The sequence below is a fragment of the Streptomyces sp. NPDC021100 genome, assembly GCF_044333095.1.
Taxonomy (GTDB): domain Bacteria; phylum Actinomycetota; class Actinomycetes; order Streptomycetales; family Streptomycetaceae; genus Streptomyces.
Window position 1 is genome coordinate 1 of sequence record NZ_JBIRQH010000001.1, and the last position, 20912, is coordinate 20912.

19 protein-coding genes are annotated in these 20912 nt (G+C 73.3%); 3 read left to right on the forward strand and 16 right to left on the reverse strand.

Going from position 1 to position 20912, the window contains the following annotated elements:
• Positions 1-132 precede the first annotated feature (132 nt).
• From truB to rimP, 7 genes are all read right to left on the reverse strand, one after another.
• On the reverse strand, positions 133-1038 hold the full coding sequence (gene truB / locus ACH4PU_RS00005; RefSeq protein ID WP_398263922.1) for a tRNA pseudouridine(55) synthase TruB: 906 nt from the start codon (positions 1036-1038) through the stop codon (positions 133-135).
• On the reverse strand, positions 1035-1496 hold the full coding sequence (gene rbfA / locus ACH4PU_RS00010; RefSeq protein ID WP_398263924.1) for a 30S ribosome-binding factor RbfA: 462 nt from the start codon (positions 1494-1496) through the stop codon (positions 1035-1037). Before rbfA ends, truB begins: the two co-directional genes overlap by 4 nt.
• Positions 1497-1519: 23 nt before the next feature.
• The gene (locus ACH4PU_RS00015; protein WP_185945999.1) at positions 1520-1816 is read right to left on the reverse strand and encodes a DUF503 domain-containing protein; all 297 of its coding nucleotides are present in this window, start codon (positions 1814-1816) and stop codon (positions 1520-1522) included.
• Between the two features lie 132 nt (positions 1817-1948).
• Positions 1949-4993 carry a translation initiation factor IF-2 gene (gene infB / locus ACH4PU_RS00020; protein ID WP_398263926.1) on the reverse strand — a complete coding sequence of 1015 codons (3045 nt, stop codon included), beginning with the start codon at positions 4991-4993 and terminating at the stop codon, positions 1949-1951.
• A gap of 181 nt (positions 4994-5174) precedes the next feature.
• Complete coding sequence (locus tag ACH4PU_RS00025) at positions 5175-5453, reverse strand: YlxR family protein (RefSeq protein WP_185945985.1); 279 nt, start codon at positions 5451-5453, stop codon at positions 5175-5177.
• Between the two features lie 191 nt (positions 5454-5644).
• On the reverse strand, positions 5645-6637 hold the full coding sequence (gene nusA, locus ACH4PU_RS00030) for a transcription termination factor NusA (protein ID WP_398263928.1): 993 nt from the start codon (positions 6635-6637) through the stop codon (positions 5645-5647).
• 2 nt (positions 6638-6639) lie between these two features.
• Positions 6640-7173, reverse strand: coding sequence for a ribosome maturation factor RimP (gene rimP, locus ACH4PU_RS00035; RefSeq protein ID WP_398263930.1), 534 nt, complete (start codon positions 7171-7173; stop codon positions 6640-6642).
• A 195-nt stretch (positions 7174-7368) separates the two neighbouring features.
• Here rimP and ACH4PU_RS00040 point away from each other — a divergent pair, with 195 nt between their 5' ends.
• The 3 genes from ACH4PU_RS00040 to ACH4PU_RS00050 all read left to right on the forward strand — a co-directional run bounded on the left by ACH4PU_RS00040 (position 7369) and on the right by ACH4PU_RS00050 (position 9283).
• On the forward strand, positions 7369-7830 hold the full coding sequence (locus ACH4PU_RS00040) for a hypothetical protein (protein ID WP_398265263.1): 462 nt from the start codon (positions 7369-7371) through the stop codon (positions 7828-7830).
• Positions 7827-8264 carry a ferritin-like domain-containing protein gene (locus ACH4PU_RS00045; RefSeq protein WP_398263932.1) on the forward strand — a complete coding sequence of 146 codons (438 nt, stop codon included), beginning with the start codon at positions 7827-7829 and terminating at the stop codon, positions 8262-8264. The genes ACH4PU_RS00040 and ACH4PU_RS00045 overlap by 4 nt, the downstream gene beginning before the upstream one ends.
• Before the next feature lie 77 nt (positions 8265-8341).
• Positions 8342-9283 carry an aminoglycoside phosphotransferase family protein gene (locus ACH4PU_RS00050; RefSeq protein ID WP_398263934.1) on the forward strand — a complete coding sequence of 314 codons (942 nt, stop codon included), beginning with the start codon at positions 8342-8344 and terminating at the stop codon, positions 9281-9283.
• A 194-nt stretch (positions 9284-9477) separates the two neighbouring features.
• On the opposite strand, the gene ACH4PU_RS00055 is transcribed toward ACH4PU_RS00050, so the two are convergent.
• From ACH4PU_RS00055 to ACH4PU_RS00095, 9 genes are all read right to left on the reverse strand, one after another.
• Positions 9478-11184, reverse strand: coding sequence for a proline--tRNA ligase (locus tag ACH4PU_RS00055; protein ID WP_398263936.1), 1707 nt, complete (start codon positions 11182-11184; stop codon positions 9478-9480).
• A gap of 55 nt (positions 11185-11239) precedes the next feature.
• Positions 11240-11773 (reverse strand): GNAT family N-acetyltransferase, encoded by a 534-nt coding sequence (locus tag ACH4PU_RS00060; RefSeq protein ID WP_398263938.1) that lies wholly within the window; start codon positions 11771-11773, stop codon positions 11240-11242.
• 54 nt (positions 11774-11827) lie between these two features.
• Complete coding sequence (locus ACH4PU_RS00065; RefSeq protein ID WP_398263940.1) at positions 11828-12673, reverse strand: GNAT family N-acetyltransferase; 846 nt, start codon at positions 12671-12673, stop codon at positions 11828-11830.
• A 129-nt stretch (positions 12674-12802) separates the two neighbouring features.
• On the reverse strand, positions 12803-13960 hold the full coding sequence (ispG, locus tag ACH4PU_RS00070; protein ID WP_224346955.1) for a flavodoxin-dependent (E)-4-hydroxy-3-methylbut-2-enyl-diphosphate synthase: 1158 nt from the start codon (positions 13958-13960) through the stop codon (positions 12803-12805).
• 177 nt (positions 13961-14137) lie between these two features.
• The gene (locus ACH4PU_RS00075) at positions 14138-15439 is read right to left on the reverse strand and encodes a M50 family metallopeptidase (RefSeq protein WP_398263942.1); all 1302 of its coding nucleotides are present in this window, start codon (positions 15437-15439) and stop codon (positions 14138-14140) included.
• On the reverse strand, positions 15436-16716 hold the full coding sequence (gene dxr / locus ACH4PU_RS00080) for a 1-deoxy-D-xylulose-5-phosphate reductoisomerase (protein ID WP_398263944.1): 1281 nt from the start codon (positions 16714-16716) through the stop codon (positions 15436-15438). The genes ACH4PU_RS00075 and dxr overlap by 4 nt, the downstream gene beginning before the upstream one ends.
• A 74-nt stretch (positions 16717-16790) precedes the next feature.
• The gene (locus ACH4PU_RS00085) at positions 16791-18725 is read right to left on the reverse strand and encodes an acyl-CoA dehydrogenase family protein (RefSeq protein ID WP_398263946.1); all 1935 of its coding nucleotides are present in this window, start codon (positions 18723-18725) and stop codon (positions 16791-16793) included.
• A 130-nt stretch (positions 18726-18855) separates the two neighbouring features.
• A complete protein-coding gene (locus ACH4PU_RS00090) occupies positions 18856-19554 on the reverse strand; it encodes a response regulator (RefSeq protein ID WP_398263948.1) in 699 nt (232 codons plus the stop codon).
• Between the two features lie 20 nt (positions 19555-19574).
• Positions 19575-20831, reverse strand: coding sequence for a sensor histidine kinase (locus ACH4PU_RS00095; RefSeq protein ID WP_398263950.1), 1257 nt, complete (start codon positions 20829-20831; stop codon positions 19575-19577).
• Between the last annotated feature and the right edge of the window lie 81 nt (positions 20832-20912).

Here is a 20912-nt window from a genome sequence, read left to right on the forward strand (position 1 = left end):
CCGCCGGGCCGCCGGCTGTGGGGGTTTCGGGGGGGGGGCGGGGGGGGGCGGGGGGGGGGGGGGGGGGGGGGGGGGGGGGCCGGGGGGTGCCGCGGCCCCCCCCCCACGGTGTTCCGGAAGCGGTTCCGGGGCTCAGCCGAAGACGGCGAGGCTCTTCGCCCGGCCGCCCTGGTTCTCGACCAGGGCGAGGAAGGTGCCGTCCGGGCCGAAGACGGCGACCGGCCCGGTGGTCTCGAAGAGCGGCATCCGCACGCGGACGCCGTTGCCGAGCAGCTTCGCCTGCTCCTCGGTGACGTCCCAGCGGGTGAACGCGGCGGAGACCGCGTCCGCGACGGGCATCACGGCCAGCTCCTCCTGGAGCTGGTCCAGCGTGCGCGCCTCGCTTATCCCGTAGGGGCCGACGCGGGTACGGCGCAGCGCCGTGAGGTGGCCGCCGACGCCGGTGTCCGCACCCAGGTCGCGCGCCAGGGCGCGGACATAGGTGCCGGACGAGCAGACCACGGAGACCAGCACGTCCTGCACCGGTGTGCCGTCCTCGGCCTCCGCCGGGTGCACGGCATGCACGACGAAGGACGAGACGGTCACCGGGCGGGCGGGGATCTCGAAGTCCTCGCCCTCGCGCGCCCGCTTGTACGAGCGCTTGCCGTCGATCTTGATCGCGCTGACCTTGGACGGGACCTGCATGATGGCCCCGGTCAGCTTGGCCACGCCGGCGTCGATCGCCTCGCGGGTGACCCCGGAGGCGTCGGCCGACGAGGTGATCTCGCCCTCGGCATCGTCCGTCACGGTGTTCTGCCCGAGCCGGATGGTGGCCACGTACTCCTTCTCGGTCAGCGCGAGGTGACCGAGGAGCTTGGTGGCCCGCTCGACGCCGAGGACGAGCACGCCGGTCGCCATCGGGTCGAGGGTTCCGGCGTGCCCGACGCGGCGGGTCTTCGCCATGCCGCGCATCTTGGCGACGACGTCGTGCGAGGTGAAGCCGGCCGGCTTGTCGACGATGACGAGACCGTCGGGGCCGGGCGGTGACTTGCGCTTCATGCGGAGGCGCCGCCCTCGGCGCCCTCGTCGTCGTCCTCGCCCGGCTTGCGGTACGGGTCGGACTCGCCCGCGTAGTCCTTGCCCGAGGCCTCCTGGCGCACCTTGGCGTCCAGGTTGCGGGCCCGGTCGAGGAGGTCCTCGATGGTCCGGGCGTTCTCCGGCAGGGCGTCCGGCACGAACGTCAGGGTCGGGGTGAACTTGATCCCCGCCGCCTTGCCGACCGCGGAGCGGAGCATGCCCTTGGCGCTCTCCAGCCCGGCGGCCGCGCCGGCGCGCTCCTCGTCGTCGCCGTAGACCGTGTAGAAGACCGTAGCCTCCCGCAGGTCGCCGGTGACCCGGGTGTCCGTGATGGTCACGTGGCTGCCGAGCCGCGGGTCCTTGATGCCGCGCTGCAGCTTCTGGGCCACCACCTCCCGGATGAGGTCCGCCAGCTTCTTAGCCCGCGCATTGTCGGCCACTGGTCCGTCTCCTTCTTGGTGTTTCAGTCGTCGTGCTCGCCGTGGAACCGCCGCCGCGCGGACAGCAGGTCCACTTCGGGACGTGCGGCGACCCAGCGCTCGCAGCGGTCCAGTAGGTCCGTGAGGTGCCCCATGTCGCCGGAGACCGCCGCCAGGCCGATCGTGGCCCTGCGGTAGAGGTCCTGCTCGCCGACCTCCGCCACGCTCACCGCGTACTTGCGGTGCAGCTCGGCGACGATCGGGCGGACGACGGAGCGCTTCTCCTTCAGCGACCGCACGTCGCCGAGGAGGAGGTCGAAGGACAGCGTCCCTACGTACATGTGGTGCGGGTTCATGCCACCCGTGGGGCCTTGGGGATCCGTCATGTGTACGGCTCATTCGAAACCGTACACGCAACGGCCGGGGCCGATCGACGGGATATTCCCGTCGACCGGCCCCAGGAGCTGCGGTGATCAGCCTCGCGGCTTCTCGCGCATCTCGTACGTCGCGATGACGTCGTCGATCTTGATGTCGTTGAAGTTTCCGAGGTTGATACCGCCCTCGAAGCCCTCGCGGATCTCGGTGACGTCGTCCTTGAAACGACGCAGACCGACGATGGTGAGGTCCTCCGCGACGACCCGGCCGTCGCGGATGAGGCGCGCCTTGGTGTTGCGCTTGACCTCGCCGGAGCGGATGAGGACACCCGCGATGTTGCCCAGCTTGGACGAGCGGAAGATCTCGCGGATCTCCGCCGTACCGAGCTCGACCTCTTCGTACTCCGGCTTCAGCATGCCCTTCAGGGCCGCCTCGATCTCCTCGATCGCCTGGTAGATGACCGAGTAGTACCGGACGTCGACGCCCTCGCGCTCGGCCATCTGGGTGGCACGGCCCTCGGCGCGGACGTTGAAGCCGATGACGATCGCGTCGGAGCCGGTCGCCAGGTTGATGTCCGACTCGGTGACCGCACCCACACCGCGGTGCAGCACGCGGATCTCGACCTCTTCGCCGACGTCGAGCTGGAGCAGCGAGGACTCGAGAGCCTCCACCGAACCGGACGCGTCGCCCTTGATGATGATGTTGAGGTCCTGGACCAGACCGGCCTTGAGCACCTTGTCGAGGTCCTCGAGGGACACCCGGCGGGTGCGCTTGGCGAAGGCGGCGTTGCGCTCGCGCGCCGCGCGCTTCTCGGCGATCTGGCGGGCCGTGCGGTCCTCGTCGACAACCAGGAAGTTGTCGCCGGCGCCCGGGACGTTGGTCAGACCGAGGACGAGGACCGGGGTCGACGGACCCGCCTCCTCCACGTTCTGGCCCTTGTCGTCGAGCATGGCCCGCACGCGGCCGTAGGCGTCGCCCGCGACCATCGTGTCGCCGACGCGGAGGGTACCGCGCTGGACGAGGACGGTGGCCACGGCGCCGCGGCCGCGGTCGAGGTGGGCCTCGATCGCGATGCCCTGCGCGTCCTGCTCCGCGTTGGCGCGCAGGTCGAGCGCGGCGTCGGCGGTGAGGACGACGGCCTCGAGCAGCTTGTCGATGTTCAGACCCTGCTTGGCGGAGATGTCGACGAACATCGTGTCGCCGCCGTACTCCTCGGCCACCAGGCCGAACTCGGTCAGCTGACCGCGCACCTTGGTCGGGTCCGCGCCCTCGACGTCGATCTTGTTGACCGCGACCACGATCGGCACGTCGGCCGCCTTGGCGTGGTTCAGGGCCTCGATCGTCTGCGGCATGACACCGTCGTTGGCCGCCACCACGAGGATCGCGATGTCGGTCGACTTCGCACCACGGGCACGCATGGCGGTGAACGCCTCGTGACCCGGGGTGTCGATGAAGGTGATCTTGCGCTCTTCGTCGTTGACCTCGGTCGCGACCTGGTAGGCACCGATGTGCTGGGTGATGCCACCGGCCTCGCCCGCGACCACGTTGGTCTTGCGGATCGCGTCGAGGAGGCGCGTCTTACCGTGGTCGACGTGACCCATGACGGTCACGACCGGCGGACGCGCGACGAGCATCTCCTCGCCGCCCTCGTTCTCACCGAACTCGATGTCGAACGACTCGAGGAGCTCGCGGTCCTCCTCCTCGGGGCTGACGATCTGAACCGTGTAGTTCATCTCGCCGCCGAGGAGCTGCAGCGTCTCGTCGGAGACGGACTGCGTGGCCGTGACCATCTCGCCGAGGTTCATCATCACGGCGACGAGCGACGCCGGGTTGGCGCCGATCTTCTCCGCGAAGTCGGTGAGGGAGGCACCACGCGACAGGCGAATGGACTCGCCGTTGCCGCGCGGCAGCATCACGCCGCCCACGGACGGGGCCTGCATGGCCTCGTACTCCTGGCGCCGCTGACGCTTGGACTTGCGGCCGCGACGGGCCGGACCGCCGGGACGGCCGAAGGCACCCTGCGTGCCACCACGGGCACCGGGGCCGCCGGGACGCCCGCCGAAGCCGGGACGCCCGCCGCCGAAGCCGCCGCCGCCACCGGGGCCACCGCCACCGGGACGACCGGCGAAGCCGCCGCCGCCACCGGGACGACCGCCGCCGCCGGGACCGGCCGGACGGCCGGCGAAGCCGGGACGACCGGCGCCGCCGCCGGGACGACCGGCACCGCCACCGGGACCACGGCCACCGCCGGGGCCCGGACGCGGGCCGGCAGCGGGACGCTGCGGCATCATGCCCGGGTTCGGACGGTTGCCCGCCGGACCGGGACGCGGGGCGCCGCCGGGAGCCTGCGGACGGGGCATGCCGCCGGGGGTCGGACGGGGAGCGCCACCCTGGCCCTGCGGGCGGGGAGCGCCACCGGGACCACCCTGCGGACGCGGGGCGCCGCCGGGGCCGGCCGGGCCGCCGCCGGGGCGGGGTGCCTGCGGGCGCGGGGCCTGCGGGCGGGCCATGCCGGTGGAGCCACCGGAGGTGAAGGGGTTGTTGCCCGGACGGGGACCGGCCGGACGGCCGCCGGGACGGGCACCGCCCTGACCCGGACGGGGGGCACGCTGGCCCTGGCCGCCGTCACGCTGCTGACCCGCAGGGCCCGGACGGGCGCCGGGGCGCGGGCCGGGAGCGCCCGGACGCGGGGCGCCGGGCTGCTGCGGGGCGGCCGGCTGCGCCGGGGCCGGCGCGGAGAACTCCGCGGCGGGCACCGGGGTGACCGGGGCGGGCTTGGCCGGGGCCGGCTTCGGACCCGGACGGGGACCCGGGGTGGGGGCGCCACCGGCGGGCTTGGGGGTGCTGGGGGTACTGGGGGCCGCGGCCGGCTTCGGGGCCGGTGCGGCGGGGCGCGGGGCACCCGGAGTGGGCGCGCCCGGCTTCGCGGGGGCCGCCTTGCGCGGCGCCGCGGGCTTCGCAGCGGACTTGCCGGCGTTGCCGCCGGGCCCCTGCAGCGCGTCAGTCAGTTTACGGACGACCGGCGCCTCGATCGTCGAGGACGCCGAACGGACGAATTCACCAAGTTCTTGGAGCTTGGCCATGACGACCTTGCTCTCCACTCCGAACTCCTTGGCGAGTTCGTATACCCGGACCTTAGCCACTTCGCTCCTTCTAGGTCCGGGTTGTCAACCGGACCGTCGCTACTTCATGGGCGTACTCATCGCGTACTCATCGAGTGCTCATCGCAATCTCGACCTACTTCCAAATCGCGAGGTACCTGACCGCACGGGTACCGGGTACCCGTGCCTGGGACATCCCCGCTGATGCGGGGTCCAACTCTTCTTACCGCCCGATCGTCTCGATGTGACGGCGCAGTTCCGCGGTGTCCAGCGGTCCCGGGCTTTTGAAGGCCCGGGGGAACGCCCGGCGGCGGACCGCCAGGTCGAGACAGACCAGTGTGGGGTGCACGGAGGCACCCCGGCCGGGCAGCGTACCGCGCGGATCGGGGACGCAGGCGCCCTCGGTCAGCACGATCCGCAACAGATCGCCCTTGGCCGCTCGCTCCCGGCACCCCACACAGGTGCGCTGAGGGCATGCGCGGGCATGCGTCCGGCCAGACACTGGTTAAGTCTACCTCCCCGAGCCGAGCTCACCCCTTTGGGGCACAGATCGGCTACGTATGCTTTTTGACTCACGCCGCGTGAGACGACGGTTCGGCCCTGGATCGCGGCGGGGGCACGGCGTGGTGAACCGGCGCCGGCTCCTCGCCGCGCGCCCCCGAGTGCTTCCACCCGCCCGCGCCGAGCGCGGGCTTACTCCGGCTTGTCCTGCTGCTCGGTGTCCGGCCGGATGTCGATCCGCCAGCCGGTGAGCCGCGCGGCCAGGCGGGCGTTCTGCCCCTCCTTGCCGATGGCGAGCGACAGCTGGTAGTCCGGCACGGTCACCCGGGCCGAGCGGGCGGCGAGGTCGACGACCTCGACCTTGCTCACCCGGGCGGGGGACAGCGCGTGGGCGACGAGCTCCGCCGGGTCGTCCGACCAGTCGACGATGTCGATCTTCTCGCCGTTGAGCTCCGCCATCACCGCGCGGACGCGGCCGCCCATCGGGCCGATGCAGGCGCCCTTGGCGTTCAGCCCGGAGCGGGCCGAACGGACGGCGATCTTGGTGCGGTGGCCGGCCTCGCGGGCGATGGCCGCGATCTCCACCGACCCGTCGGCGATCTCCGGGACCTCCATGGCGAAGAGCTTCTTCACCAGGTTGGGGTGGGTCCGCGAGAGCGTCACGGACGGGCCGCGGACACCCTTGGCCACCCGTACCACATAGGTGCGCAGCCGGGTGCCGTGCGTGTAGTCCTCGCCGGGGACCTGCTCCTGCACCGGCAGGATGGCCTCCAGCTTGCCGATGTCGACCAGGACGTTCTTGGGGTCCTTGCCCTGCTGGACGACACCGGCGACGACGTCGCCCTCGCGGCCCGCGAACTCACCGAAAGTGATCTCGTCCTCGGCGTCGCGCAGACGCTGGAGGATGACCTGCTTGGCGGTGGTCGCGGCGATCCGGCCGAAGCCGGACGGGGTGTCGTCGAACTCGCGCGGCTCCTCGCCCTCGGCGAGGTCCTGCGGGTCCTCCTTGGCCCAGACCGTGACGTGGCCGCTGGACCGGTCCAGCTCCACGCGGGCCCGGCGGCGGCTTCCCTCGGTGCGGTGGTACGCGATGAGGAGGGCCGACTCGATCGCCTCGACCAGCAGGTCGAAGGAGATCTCCTTCTCTCGCACCAGGCCCCGCAGGGCACTCATGTCGATGTCCACGGCTACGCCTCCTCTTGATTCTCGTCGGTTTCCGCTTCGGCCTGGGCGGCCCCCGCACCGGACGGTCGGTTGAACTCGATCTCCACGCGGGCCTTCGCGATCTCGTCGAAGGCGAGCCGCCGGGCGGTGGGCTTGCGCCCCTTCACGCCCGGCACTTCCATGTCCAGTCCCTCGTCGTCGACGGCGATGATCCGCGCGACCAGCTCGCCGCCCCCGGTGAGCTGGGCCTTGATCAGCCGGCCGGTGGCCCGGACGTAGTGCCGGTGCTCGGTGAGGGGGCGGTCGGCGCCGGGGGAGGTGACCTCCAGGACGTACGGGGCGCCGCCCATGACGTCGCTCTCGTCGAGCTTCGCCGAGATCTCCCGGCTCAGGTCGGCGCACTCGTCCAGCTGGACGCCGTCGTCAGAATCCACCACGATGCGCAGCACACGCCGTTTTCCGGCCGGCGTCACTTCGACCTCTTCCAGATCCAGCTCCCGTGCGCTGACGAGAGGGGCGAGCAGCTCGCGGAGCCGCTCGCTCTGGGTGGTGCTCATCCGGGTGACTCCTCGGCCGCGTGTGCTGTTGTGGGAAAGTCGCGTGTCAGGTCAAAGCCTATCCGTTCCGGCACCCGGCTGACGATTCGGTGCCTTCGTCCGCGGGACACCCGCCGGGCGCCGGTACGCTCACGAACGGTGATCACGACCCCTGGTCCCGACGGTGCCCCGACGACCACCGGCAGGAAGTGGAACGTGGCGTTCACGACGACGGCGCGGGCCCGCGGCCCCCGCAGACGCGCGCTGCTGACGGGTACGGCGGCGCTCCTGCTCACCGGCTGCGCCGGCGGCGGGGACGACGACCGTGCCGACGGCCGGGCCCGCGCCGAAGCGGCCCGGAACGCGGCGGCCCTGCTGGCCCGCTACGACGCGACGCTCGCCGCGCACGCCGGCCTGGCGCCCCGGCTGCGCCCGCTGCGGGCCGAAACCGCCCGCCACGCCCGGGCGTTCGGCGCCGCCCCTTCGTCCCCGGCGCCTCCGCCCGCCGTCCCGGACGACCCCGACGAGGCGCTCGCCGCGCTCGCCGCCGCCGAGCGCCGTACGGCCGACGGCCACACCGCGGCCCTCGCGGCGGCGCCGCCCGAACTCGCCCGCCTGCTGGCCTCCGTGGCCGCGGCCGGCGCGGCCCACGCCTACCTGCTGGGAGCGGACGCATGACGGATCCGGCCGTGCTGACGGCGGCACAGGCGGCCCTGGCCGCCGAGCACGCGGCGGTCTACGGGTACGGGGTCGTCGGCGCGCGCGCCGGGGAGGAGCGGGCCCAGGAGGCCCGTGAGGCGTACGAGGCGCACCGCGCCCGGCGGGACGGGATACGGCGTACCGTCCGCGACCTGGGCGGCGCCCCGGCCGCCGCCGACGCCGCGTACGCGCTGCCGTTCCCGGTGCCCGACGCGCCCGCCGCGGTGCGGCTGGCGGCGGAGCTGGAGAGCCGGGTGGCGGCCGTCTACGCCGACCTGGTCGCGGCGGCGGACGGCGCGCTGCGCGGGGAGGCCGCGGCGGCGCTGCGCGAGGCGGCGGTGCGGGGAACGCGCTGGCGGGGCGGCAGCGTAGCCTTCCCTGGGCTCGTCGGCCGGGCCCCGGACGGCGCGTAGCCCCCGTCCCCGGCCGGCTCCGCCGGCACGGACGCCCCACCGGCAGGGACCGCACGGACGAAAGGGACAGCACAGGGATGGGCCATGCGAACGACCGCCTCGAGCCGCCGGAACGGCTGGTTCACGCCCTGGGCTCCGACCCCGATCCCGCCCGCGCGGAGGCCGCCCGCCACTGGCTGGCCGGGCTCCCGGCGACGGCCCGGGAGTGGCTGGACCGCTGGGAGCTGACGCCCGAACGGGTGCAGGCGCCGGGCGGGCGGACGGGCCTGGTGGTCCTGGCGCACCGGGCCGACGGCACCCCGGCGGCGCTCAAGCTCCTGCCGCCCGGCGACGCGGCGGCGGCCGAGCACGCCGCGCTGGAGCACTGGGGCGGGCTGGGCGCGGTCCGGGTCCTGGCGGCCGCCCCGGAGGCGGGGGCACTCCTGCTGGAGCGGCTGCACCCGGACGTCGGCCTGCGCTCGCTCGCCGAGGCCAAGGCGCAGTTGGAGGCGTCGGCGACGCTCCAGCGGCTGTGGGTCGCACCGCCCGGCGGCGCGGCGGTCCCCTCGGTGGCCGACCACACGGCCGGCCTCGCCGACGCCCTGCGCGCCCGGCGGGACGAGCCCTGGGCGGCGGACGCCCGGCCCCTCGTCGACGAGGCCCTGGAGCTGCGGGACGCGCTGGCGCCGGGGCCGGCCGACGAGCCGCCGAGCCTGCTGCACGGCGCCTACCACCAGGGCAAGGTCCTGGCCGGCGAGCGGCTGCCCTGGCTGGCGGTGGGTCCCCGCCCGCTGACCGGCGAACGCGCCTACGACCTGGCCCGCCTGGTCCGCGACCGCGCCGACACCCTCCTCGCCTCCCCCGGCGCCCCGGCGATCGTCCGCCGCCGCGCGGCCCGCCTCGCGGACGCCCTGGAGGTGGACGCGGAACGGCTGCGCGGCTGGACCCTGTTCCGCGCGGTGGCGGACGGGGTACGGGAGCGGGCGGCCGGCAACCGGAAGGCGGCCGAACTCCTGCTGGAGTTCGCGGCGTTGCTGTAGGGGGACAGCCCGGACCTCCGCACGGCGGGGAGCGGCGCCCGCGCCACCGGACCCGCGCCGGGGACCGGACGGGCCCGCCGGATGCCCGGACGTCGGGCCCCGGAAGGCCCCGGCGCCGCACCGGGACCCGTTCACCACACGTCCATGGCCGCCGGGCAGCGCGACGCCAGGACGCCGTACCGGCCCCGAACGCCCTACCGCGGCGCGACGATCCGCTCGACCGCCGCGTCCACGGACAGTTCCTCCCGATCCCCCGTGCGCCGGTCCTTGAGCTCCACCCGGCCGTCCGGCGCGCCGCGGCCGACCGTCAGCAGGGCCGGGACGCCGAGCAGTTCGGCGTCGGCGAACTTGACGCCCGCCGAGACGCCCGCGCGGTCGTCGAGCAGGACGCGGACGCCCGCGTCGGACAGCCGGGCGGTGAGGGCGTCGGCCAGTTCCGCCTGAACGGCCTTGCCGGCGACGACGATGTGGACGTCGGCGGGGGCGATCTCGCGGGGCCAGCACAGGCCGCGTCCGTCGTGGGTCTGCTCGGCGAGGGCGGCGACGGCACGGGAGACGCCGATGCCGTAGCACCCCATCGTGACGCGGACCGGCTTGCCCTCGGGGCCGAGGACGTCGAAGCCGAAGACGTCCGCGTACTTTCGGCCCAGTTGGAAGATGTGCCCGATCTCGATGGCCCGTCCGAGCCGGAGGCCGGTGCCGCAGCGCGGGCAGGGGTCGCCGGGTTCGACGACGACGGCGTCGAGGTACCGGTCGACGGTGAAGTCCCGGCCGCAGACGACGTTCCGCGCGTGGACGCCGGGCTTGTTGGCGCCGGTGATCCAGGCCGTGCCGGGCGCCACCCGGGGATCGGCCCAGTACGGGACGGACAGCTTCTGCGGGCCGACGTAGCCGCGCACCAGGCCGGGGTGGGCGGCGAAGTCGTCGGCGGTGACGAGCTCCACCGCGGCGGGGGCGAGCCGCTCGGCGACCCGGCCGAGGTCGACCTCGCGGTCGCCGGGGACGCCGATGGCGACGATCTCGCCGTCGATCTTGACGAGGACGTTCTTGAGCACCGCCGAGGCGGGCACGTCCAGGAGGGCGGCGAGGGTGTCGATGGTGGGGGTGTCGGGGGTGTCCAGTTCCTCCAGCGGCCCGTGACCGGTGGGGTCGGCGGGACCGACGGCCGTGGTGACGGCCTCCGTGTTGGCGGCGTAGCCGCACGCGGGGCAGTCGGCGAAGGTGTCCTCCCCCGCTTCGGCCGGGGCGAGGAACTCCTCCGAGGCGGAGCCGCCCATGGCGCCGGACACGGCGGAGACCACGCGGTGGTCGAGCCCGAGGCGTTCGAAGATCCGCAGGTACGCCTCGCGGTGGCGGCGGTAGGACTCCGCGAGCCCCTCGTCGTCGAGGTCGAAGGAGTAGGCGTCCTTCATCAGGAACTCGCGCCCGCGCAGCACCCCGGAGCGCGGCCGGGCCTCGTCCCGGTACTTGGTCTGGATCTGGTAGAGGGTGACCGGGAGGTCCTTGTAGGACGCGCACTGGTCCTTGGCGGTGAGGGTGAAGACCTCCTCGTGCGTGGGACCGAGCAGGTACTCGGCGCCCTTGCGGTCGCGGAGCCGGAAGAGGAGGTCGCCGTACTCCGTCCAGCGTCCGCTCGCCTCGTAGGGCTCCCGGGGCAGCAGCGCGGGGAGCAGGACCTCCTGGCCGCCGATGGCGTCCATTTCCTCGCGCACCACGCGGGCGACGTTGTCGAGCACCTTCTTGCCGAGCGGCAGCCACGTCCACACCCCGGCCGAGCTCCGGCGGACGTAGCCGGCGCGGACCAGCAGCCGGTGGCCCGGCGTCTCGGCGTCGGCCGGGTCGTCGCGCAGGGTCTTGAGCATCAGCTGGGAGAGACGCAGGGGGCGCTGTACGGGTGACATGCCCGGAGGGTAGCGGCGGGCCGGGCGGGGCTCACCGGGTTTTCCCGCCGGTCCGTCAGTCGAGCAGCGGCAGCTCCGCGCCCATCACCACGTACGGGCTGACGGCGCTGGGGAAGACCACCTGCCGGGCCAGGTCCCGGTAGCCGAGCTTGCGGTAGAGCGCGCGGGCCGGGCTCTCCACGTCGATGGCGGAGAGGATCGAGCGCGGTTCCGCCGCGTCCGCCGTGAGCGCGGTGATGAGCGCCCGGCCGATCCGCCGGTTCTGGAAGGCCGGGTGGACGTGCAGCTCGGTGATGACGAAGGCCTCGTCCAGCCAGTCCTCCGTCCCCGTGGCCCGAAGGTACGGCTCGACCACGGTGGACCACCAGTGGCCGCGGTCGTTGGGCATGCCGTAGACGAAGCCGACGAGCCGTCCGCCCGGGGTCGTCGCGCCCAGGGCGCGGGCGCCGGGGCTGGTGAGGTGGCGGAGCACGATGTGGCGCCGGACGCCGACCTCCTCGGCGGTGAGTCCGAAGGCCACGGCCTGCACGGCCAGCGCGTCGTCGACCCGCGCGGCGAGGTCCAGCGGGCCGACCACGATGTCATCCATGCGGGGAGGCTACCCGGCCGGCCGGTCTTCCCGCCGGGCGCGGGAGGCGGTGGATCAGAAGAGCACGCTCATGAAGGCGCCGGTCTCCCGGAAGCCGACCCGGCGGTAGGCGGCACGCGCGGCGGCGTTGTAGTCGTTGACGTAGAGGCTGGCCACCGGGGCCACCTCGCGGAGGGCGTAGTCCAGGACGGCGGCCATGCCGGTCACCGACAGCCCGCGGCCCCGGTGTTCGGGGGCGACCCAGACGCCCTGGATCTGGCAGGCGCGGGCGGTGGCGGCGCCGATCTCGGCCTTGAAGACGACCTTGCCGTCCTCTATCCGAGCGAACGAGCGGCCGGAGCCCACCAGTTCGGCCACGCGCGCCTGGTAGAGGAGCCCGCCGTCGCCGGCCAGCGGTGAGACCCCGACCTCCTCGGTGAACATGGCGACGCAGGCCGGGAGGATCAGCTCCATCTCGTCCTTGCGGACGCGGCGGACCAGCGGGTCGGGGGCGACGTCGGCGGGCATCGAGCGGGTGACCATGAGCGGCTGGTGGGCGCGGACCTCACGGGCCGGGCCCCAGTGCGGCTCCAGCAGCGACCACAGGGCGGCGGTGGACTCGGCGGGGCCGACGATGGAGGAGCAGCGGCGGCCGGCCCGGCGGGCGCGGTCGGCGAAGGCGCGGACGGCCTCGGGTCCGGCGCAGATGGGGACGAGGTTGGCGCCGGCGTAGCAGAGCGCCTCCAGGCGCCCGAGGACGTACCAGCCCCACATCTCGCCGCCGAGCCGCCAGGGGTCGAGGCCGGCGACCTGCACGCGGGCGGCGACGAAGGCGTTGGCGACGGGGTCGCGGTCGAGTACCGCGAGGGCGGCGTCGAGGTCGCCGGGTTCCAGGACCTTGGTCGTGGTCGTCGTCAACACGTGTGCGGTTGCCTCACCGTCGCGGCCGGGAGCCGGGAAAACAGATTCCTGGCACTTTACCTCTCCGGTTCGGCGCCTACCCCGTCCCGGCGGGAGGACGACCGGCCTCCCGCCGCGGGGTCGCACACGTCAGCCGGCGACGCTGACCTCGGGCTCGCCGGAGGCGACGCCGTCCTTCTCCATCTGGGCGGCGATCTTCATGGCCTCTTCGATGAGGGTCTCGACGATCTTCGACTCGGGGACGGTCTTGATGACCTCGCCCTTGACGAAGATCTGCCCCTTGCCGTTGCCGGACGCCACACCCAGGTCCGCCTCACGCGCCTCACCCGGACCGTTGACCACGCAGCCCATCACCGCCACCCGCAGCGGCACCTCCATGCCCTCCAGGCCCGCGGTCACCTCGTCCGCCAGCTTGTACACGTCCACCTGCGCCCGCCCGCACGACGGGCACGAGACGATCTCCAGCCGGCGCTGACGCAGGTTGAGCGACTCCAGGATCTGGATGCCGACCTTGACCTCCTCCGCCGGCGGCGCCGACAGCGAGACGCGGATGGTGTCGCCGATGCCCTCCGCCAGCAGCGCACCGAACGCCACCGCCGACTTGATCGTCCCCTGGAAGGCGGGACCGGCCTCCGTCACACCCAGGTGCAGCGGGTAGTCGCACTGCGCCGCGAGCTGCCGGTAGGCGTTGACCATCACCACCGGGTCGTTGTGCTTGACGGAGATCTTGATGTCGCGGAAGCCGTGCTCCTCGAACAGCGACGCCTCCCACAGCGCGGACTCCACCAGCGCCTCGGGCGTGGCCTTGCCGTACTTCTGCAGCAGACGCCGGTCGAGCGAGCCGGCGTTCACCCCGATGCGGATCGGCGTGCCGGCCTCGGAGGCCGCCTTGGCGATCTCCTTGACCTTGTCGTCGAACTGCTTGATGTTCCCCGGATTGACCCGCACCGCCGCACAGCCCGCGTCGATCGCCGCGAACACGTACTTCGGCTGGAAGTGGATGTCCGCGATCACCGGGATCTGCGACTTCGCCGCGATCACCTTCAACGCGTCCGCGTCGTCCTGCGTCGGACACGCCACCCGCACGATCTGGCAGCCCGAGGCGGTCAGCTCCGCGATCTGCTGCAACGTCGCACCGATGTCCGACGTCCGCGTCGTCGTCATCGACTGCACCGACACCGGCGCGTCCCCGCCCACGGCCACGGACCCGACCTGGATCTTGCGGCTGACGCGGCGGTCGGCGAGCTTGGTCGGAACGGACGGCATTCCCAGCGAAATCGCGGTCATCTGGCGAGCAACCCCAAGGTCTGAATCATGGTCCCGAGATCGGCGGGCTCCGGTCTCCGAGGTTACGGCAAGCGCCTCCCCGGAAGCACATCCCGTCCCGAACACCGCACGAACAGGCGGTGGCGGAACACGCTCCGCGCGCGGGGGGCGCGGGGCGGGAGGCGAACCCCGCGCTCCTCACGTAAGGCGCACCGGATTCACCACATCGGCCACGAGGACGAGCAGGGTGAAGCAGATGAAGATACCCGCGACGACGTAGGCGACCGGCATCAGCTTGGCCACGTCGAAGGGGCCGGGGTCCGGGCGGCGGAAGACCTTGGCGAACATCCGGCGCACCGATTCCCAGAGGGCGCCGGCGATGTGCCCGCCGTCCAGGGGCAGCAGCGGCAGCATGTTGAAGAGGAACAGCGAGAGGTTGAAGCCGGCCACCAGGGTCAGCATCAGCGCGATCTGCTGGGACGGCGGGATGTCAAGGGTGAACACCTCGCCGCCGACCCGGGCCGCGCCGACGACGCCCATCGGGGAGTCGGCCTTGCGCTCGCCGCCGTCGAAGGCCGCGTTCCAGAGGTCGGGGATCTTGCCGGGCAGGGCGACCAGGGACTCGACGCCGGACTGGACCATGTCGCCCATCCGGTCGACGGACTGGCCGAAGGACTGCTGGACGATGCCGCTGGCGGGCGCGAAGCCGAGGAAGCCGGCGGTGATGTACTCGCCGCGGACGGGGTTGCCGTCGCCGTCGTACTTCTGGACCTGGTTCTTGATCAGGTTGGCGTGCAGGTCGAGGCGCTTTCCGTCGCGCTCGACGGTGATCGTCGCCGGTCCGGTGGTCTTGCGGATGTCCTTCTGGATCGTCTTCCAGTCCGGCGTGGGGTGGCCGTCGAAGGCGACGATCTTGTCCTTGGCCCGCAGGCCGGCCGCGTTGGCCGGGGACTTCGGGGCGTCCTTGGGGCAGGTGTCGGTGGCGCTGGACGCCTTGACGACGCAGTCCTGGACCGAGCCGACCTGCGTCGTCTCGGTGCGGACGCCGAAGGTCATCAGCACGCCGAGGAAGAGCACCACGGCGAGGACCAGGTTCATGAAGGGCCCGGCGAACATCACGATCACGCGCTTCCAGGGCTTGCGCGTGTAGAACAGCCGGCTCTCGTCGCCGGGCTGGAGCTCCTCGAACGCCGCCGACCGGGCGTCCTCGATCATGCCGCGCCAGGGGGACGTGGACCGGGCCGCGATCTTGCCGTCCTCGCCGGGCGGGAACATGCCGATCATGCGGATGTAGCCGCCGAGCGGGATCGCCTTGATGCCGTACTCGGTGTCGCCCTTCTTCCTGGAGAAGATCGTCGGGCCGAAGCCGACCATGTACTGCGGCACGCGGATGCCGAACAACTTGGCGGTCGAGAGGTGGCCCAGCTCGTGCCAGGCGATGGAGAACAGCAGGCCCACCACGAAGACGACTATCCCGAGGACCGTCATCAGAAGGGTCATGCGCGGGCCTCCGAGGTCGCTCCGGCCGTACGGACCGCGGTTGCCGTACGCGCCACCAGTTCGCGGGCCCGGGCGCGGGCCCAGGTCTCCGCCTGCAGGACGTCCGGGACCGTGAGGAGGGTTCCCCGGTCGGGGGTGCCGTGCTCCGCCACGACCTCGGCGACGGTGTCCACGATGCCATTGAACGGCAGGCCGCCGGAGAGGAACGCGTCGACGCACTCCTCGTTCGCGGCGTTGAAGACCGCCGGGGCGGTGCCGCCCAGCGAGCCCACGTGCCGGGCGAGCGCGACGGAGGGGAACGCCTCCTCGTCCAGTGGGAAGAACTCCCAGGTGGACGCCTTGGACCAGTCGAAGGCCGGGGCGGCGTCGGGCACCCGCTCGGGCCAGCCGAGGCCGATGGCGATCGGGCCCCGCATGTCCGGCGGGGTGGCCTGGGCCAGCGTGGAGCCGTCCGTGAACTCGACCATGGAGTGCACGTACGACTGGGGGTGGACGACGACCTCGATGCGGTCGAAGGGGATGTCGTAGAGCAGGTGGGCCTCGATGACCTCCAGCCCCTTGTTGACCAGCGTGGCGGAGTTGACGGTGATGACCGGGCCCATCGCCCAGGTCGGGTGCGCCAGTGCGTCGGCCGGGGTGACGGCGGCCAGCTGCTCCTTGGTCCGGCCGCGGAACGGACCACCGGAGGCGGTCACCACCAGCTTGCGGACCTCGCTGCGGGCACCGCCCAGCAGCGCCTGGAAGAGGGCGGCGTGCTCGGAGTCCACCGGCACGATCTGCCCGGGCTTGGCCACCGCCTTCACCAGCGGACCGCCGACGATCAGCGACTCCTTGTTCGCCAGCGCCAGCGACCGGCCCGCCTCCAACGCCGCCAGCGTCGGCGCCAGACCGATCGAACCCGTGATGCCGTTGAGGACCGTGTGGCACTCGCTCCGGGCCAGCTCCGTGGCCGCGTCCGGGCCCGCCAGCACCTCCGGCAGCGGCCGGGCGCCGTACCGGGCGGCCAGCGCCGCCCGCAGCGCCGGGGCCGCCTCCTCCCGCGCCACGGCCACCGCCCGTACGGCCAGCCGGTGCGCCTGCTCGGCGAGCAGCTCGACCCGGCCGCCGGCGGCGGACAGGGCCGTCACCGTGAACCGGTCGGGGTTGCGCAGCACGAGGTCGATGGCCTGGGTCCCGATCGAGCCGGTCGAACCGAGGATCACGATCTCGCGCGGGCCACCGCTCCGGTGCGTGGGGGCGGAGTAGCGCAGATGCGGGTCAGCGAGGGAGTCGGTCATCCCCCCATTGTGGGGGCTGGGGCGGTGCGGGCGCCCAGGCCCCCTCCGGTCCCGGCGGACCGGAGGGACTCGGGTCAGGGGACCGGCCGGTGCACGTTGTCGTACTTGGCCGGGCCCGGGGTGGCGTCGGCGATCCAGGGGCCGTCGTCGCTCGGGTCGAGGATGCCCTCCTCCAGCCAGGTGCAGGCCCCGGCCGTCACCGCGTTCACCACCGAGCGGTCGAGGGCGTCGGTGTTGGTCCACAGCCGGGCGAAGAGCTCGTCGGCGCGGATCCGCGCCTGCCGGCAGAAGGCGTCCGCGAGCCCGTACGCCTCCCGGCCGTGCGCCCCCTCGGTGCGCAGCTTCTCGGCCCGGACGCAGGCCGCGCTCATGGCGAACAGCTCGGCGCCGATGTCCACCACGCGCCCCAGGAACCCCTGCTTCGTCTCCAGCCGGCCCTGCCAGCGGGACATGGCGTAGAAGGTGGAGCGCGCGAGCCGGCGCGAGGCGCGTTCGACGTAGCGCAGGTGCCCGGAGAGATCCGTGTGGCCGGCCGGGTGGAACTCCGCGTAGCTGGTCGGGAGCTGGCCCGGGCCCGCGACGAGCTTGGGCAGCCAGCGGGCGTAGAAGCCGCCGGCCCGGGCGCCGGCCCGCGCCTTGTCGCTCAGGGACTTCTCCGGATCGATGAGGTCGCCGGCGACCGACAGGTGGGCGTCGACGGCCTCCCGGGCGATCAACAGGTGCATGATCTCGGTGGAGCCCTCGAAGATCCGGTTGATGCGCATGTCGCGGAGCATCTGCTCGGCGGGGACGGCGCGTTCGCCGCGGGCGGCGAGGGAGGCGGCGGTCTCGTAGCCCCGGCCGCCACGGATCTGGACCAGTTCGTCCGTCATCCGCCAGCCCATCTCGCTGCCGTAGAGCTTGGCGAGTGCGGCCTCGATGCGGATGTCGTTGCGGTCCTCGTCGGCCATCTGGCCGGAGAGGTCGACGATCGCCTCCAGGGCGAAGGTGGTGGCTGCGATGAACGAGATCTTCGCGCCGACGGCCTCGTGGCGGGCGATGGACTTCCCCCACTGCTCGCGGGCCGCGGACCACTCGCGGGCGATCTTCAGGCACCACTTGCCGGCGCCGACGGACATCGCCGGGATGGACAGCCGTCCGGTGTTCAGCGTGGTCAGCGCGATCTTCAGGCCGGCGCCCTCGGGTCCGATGCGGTGCGCCGCCGGCACCCGGACCCCGTGGAAGCGGGTGACGCCGTTCTCGATGCCGCGCAGGCCCATGAAGGCGTTGCGGTGCTCGACGGTGACGCCCTCGGACGCCGTCTCCACGACGAAGGCGGTGATCCCGCCCTTGTGGCCCTCGCTCTTCGGCACCCGGGCCATGACGACCAGCAGGTCGGCGACGACGCCGTTGGTGGTCCAGAGCTTGACGCCGTCGAGGACGTAGTCGTCGCCGTCGGGCACGGCGGTGGTGGCCAGCCGGGCCGGGTCCGAGCCGACGTCCGGCTCGGTGAGCAGGAACGCCGAGATGTCGTGGCGGGCGCAGCGCGGCAGGAACGCGTCCTTCTGCTCCTGGGTGCCGAAGAGCTTCAGCGGCTGCGGGACGCCGATGGACTGGTGGGCCGAGAGCAGCGCGCCGACGACCGGGCTGACCGAGCCGACCAGCATCAGGGCCTTGTTGTAGTACACCTGGGTGAGGCCGAGGCCGCCGTACCGGACGTCGATCTTCATCCCGAAGGCGCCGAGCTCCCTGAGGCCCGCGACCGTCTCGTCGGGGATGCGCGCCTCGCGTTCGATGCGGGCGCTGTCGATGCCCGTCTCGCAGAACGCGCGCAGCCGGGCGAGGAACTCCTCGCCGCGCCGCACGTCCTCCTGCGCGGGCGTCGGGTACGGGTGGATCAGGTCGAGCCGGAACCTGCCGAGGAAGAGTTCCTTGGCGAAGCTGGGCTTCTGCCAGCCCTGCTCGCGGGCCGCCTCGGCGACCCGGCGGGCTTCACGCTCGGAGACCGGCCGTACGGATGGTGCGGTCATGGGGCACCTCGCCGCTTCAGTCGTCGCGGTTGTCACGGTCGATACCGACCGGTGCTACCGGTCCGTATGTACCCGATTCGAGGGGTGTCTACCAGACCGCGCGCGGGATTCCGGCCGGGCCGGACGGTCGTCAGGACGGCGCGCCGGGCGTCACCAGGCCGCTCTCGTAGGCGACGACCACGGCCTGGGCGCGGCTGCAGAGGCCGAGTTTGGCCATGGCGCGGTTGAGGTGGGTTTTGACGGTGGCCTCGCTGATGACGAGCTCGGTGGCGATCTCGCCGTTGGACAGGCCGCGCCCGGTGTGGCGCAGCACCTCCCGTTCGCGGCCGGTGAGCACGTCGAGGGCCTCGCTCCGCGGCGGCTCGGGGGCGGACCGCGGCCGGGTGAAGGCCTCGACGAGGCGGCGGGTGACGCTGGGCGAGAAGAGGGTGTCCCCGCCCGCCACGGCGGTGACGGCGGCCAGCAGCCGCTGCGGCCCGGCGTCCTTGAGCAGGAAGCCGGAGGCGCCGGCGCGCAGCGCGGCGTAGACGTACTCGTCGAGGTCGAAGGTGGTGAGGACGAGGATCCTGGGCGCGGGGACGAGGCCGGCGGCGAGGATGCGCTCGGTGGCGGCGATGCCGCTGAGGCCGGGCATCCGGATGTCCATGAGGACGACGTCCGGGTGGTGGGCGACGGCCAGGTCGACGGCCTCCTGCCCGTCGGCGGCCTCGGCCGCCACGGTCACGCCGGGGGCCGCGCGCAGCAGGGCCGCGACGCCGGCCCGGATGAGGACCTGGTCGTCGACGACGAGGACGCGTATGCCGGTGCCGCCGCCGTGCTCGCCGGTCATGTCCGTACCGCCCCCGCCGGTCACTGGAGGGGAAGCGTCAGCCGGACCTCGAAGCCGCCGTCCGCCCGCGGGCCGGCCGCGAGTCTTCCCCCGTAGATCCTGGCGCGCTCGCGCATGCCGATCAATCCGTGTCCGCCGGACGGCACCGGGTTGGCCGGAACGTTTCGTCGGCGCCGGGGCGAGGGCCGGCCGTCATCGGTGACGCTCAGTTCCAGTTCGTGCGGGCGGAACGCGACGCGGACCACCGCGCGGGCGGCGCCCGCGTGCTTGATGATGTTGGTCAGCGCCTCCTGGACCACGCGGTACGCGCACAGGTCGGGGCCGGCCGCCAGAGGCCGCCGCTCCCCCGTGACCTCCAGGTCCACCCGGACGCCGACCGACCGCATCCGCTCCACGGTCGCCTCCAGCCGGTCGAGGCCGGGCATCGGGTGGTACGGGCAGTCGCCTTCCGGGTGGCCGCTCTCGTCCCCGCCCTCCGGGCCGACCCGGAGCACGGCCAGCAGCCGGCGCATCTCCTCCAGCGCCTCCCCGCTGCTGGCCGATATCGTGCCCAACGCGTCCCGGGCGGTGGCCGGATCGCTGGTGAAGACGTAGCGGGCGAGCCCGGCCTGCACCGACACCACGGACATGTGGTGGGCGACCACGTCGTGCAGCTCCCGGGCGATGCGGACCCGCTCCTCGGCGACGGCGCGGCGGGCGTTCTCCTCGCGCTCCCGGCGGAGCTGGGCCGCCAGGTCGGAGAGGTCGGCGTTGCGCTGGGCGAGCTGGCGCGCGTTGCCCCCGAACTTCAGGATGATGAGGAGCATCACCGCGGCCTGGGCGACCGTCGTCACCAGGTCGCCGGTGTCGCCGAGCAGCGAGGAGAGCACCGCGCATCCGGCGCAGCAGACGCCACAGACCATGGCCACCGGCGCGGGGCGGCTCGCCGCGACCGCGTACAGCGTCACCATCGGGCAGAGGCTGTTGACGATCGGCCAGTATCCGGCGGCGACGAACACCATCCACAAGGTGCTGGTCAGGGCGAACGTGAGGACGGGCGCCAGCCGGCGGGCGGCCAGGCTCAGGTTGATGACGCAGATCAGCGCGTAGGCCAGGGCGTCGGGCCGCTCCCAGAGGTCGTTCGCGGGCGACGGCGTGCTGACGTAGACCACGGTGGCCGCGGTGCAGCACAGTGCCAGCGGCGCGTCCCGCACCCACAACGGCCAGGCCGCGGACCGCCGTTCCAGCGTCCGTATCCACGCGCGCGACCGCGCCGCTGCCGCCCCTGCCGTCCGCACCGCCGCAGCGTACCCGCGCGGCACGCGGTCCGGCATCGGCCGGGCGCGGGCAGTGCCGCCTGCCGCGCCGGGTGGAGGGAA

Coding starts and splice junctions, on each gene's coding strand:
- truB (WP_398263922.1), bottom strand. CDS start 1,038: ATGAAGCGCAAGTCACCGCCCGGCCCCGACGGTCTCGTCATCGTCGAC.
- ACH4PU_RS00015 (WP_185945999.1), bottom strand. CDS start 1,816: ATGTACGTAGGGACGCTGTCCTTCGACCTCCTCCTCGGCGACGTGCGG.
- rimP (WP_398263930.1), bottom strand. CDS start 7,173: ATGAGCACCACCCAGAGCGAGCGGCTCCGCGAGCTGCTCGCCCCTCTC.
- ACH4PU_RS00045 (WP_398263932.1), top strand. CDS start 7,827: ATGACGGATCCGGCCGTGCTGACGGCGGCACAGGCGGCCCTGGCCGCC.
- ACH4PU_RS00050 (WP_398263934.1), top strand. CDS start 8,342: ATGGGCCATGCGAACGACCGCCTCGAGCCGCCGGAACGGCTGGTTCAC.
- ACH4PU_RS00055 (WP_398263936.1), bottom strand. CDS start 11,184: ATGTCACCCGTACAGCGCCCCCTGCGTCTCTCCCAGCTGATGCTCAAG.
- ACH4PU_RS00060 (WP_398263938.1), bottom strand. CDS start 11,773: ATGGATGACATCGTGGTCGGCCCGCTGGACCTCGCCGCGCGGGTCGAC.
- ispG (WP_224346955.1), bottom strand. CDS start 13,960: ATGACCGCGATTTCGCTGGGAATGCCGTCCGTTCCGACCAAGCTCGCC.
- ACH4PU_RS00075 (WP_398263942.1), bottom strand. CDS start 15,439: ATGACCCTTCTGATGACGGTCCTCGGGATAGTCGTCTTCGTGGTGGGC.
- dxr (WP_398263944.1), bottom strand. CDS start 16,716: ATGACCGACTCCCTCGCTGACCCGCATCTGCGCTACTCCGCCCCCACG.
- ACH4PU_RS00085 (WP_398263946.1), bottom strand. CDS start 18,725: ATGACCGCACCATCCGTACGGCCGGTCTCCGAGCGTGAAGCCCGCCGG.
- ACH4PU_RS00090 (WP_398263948.1), bottom strand. CDS start 19,554: ATGACCGGCGAGCACGGCGGCGGCACCGGCATACGCGTCCTCGTCGTC.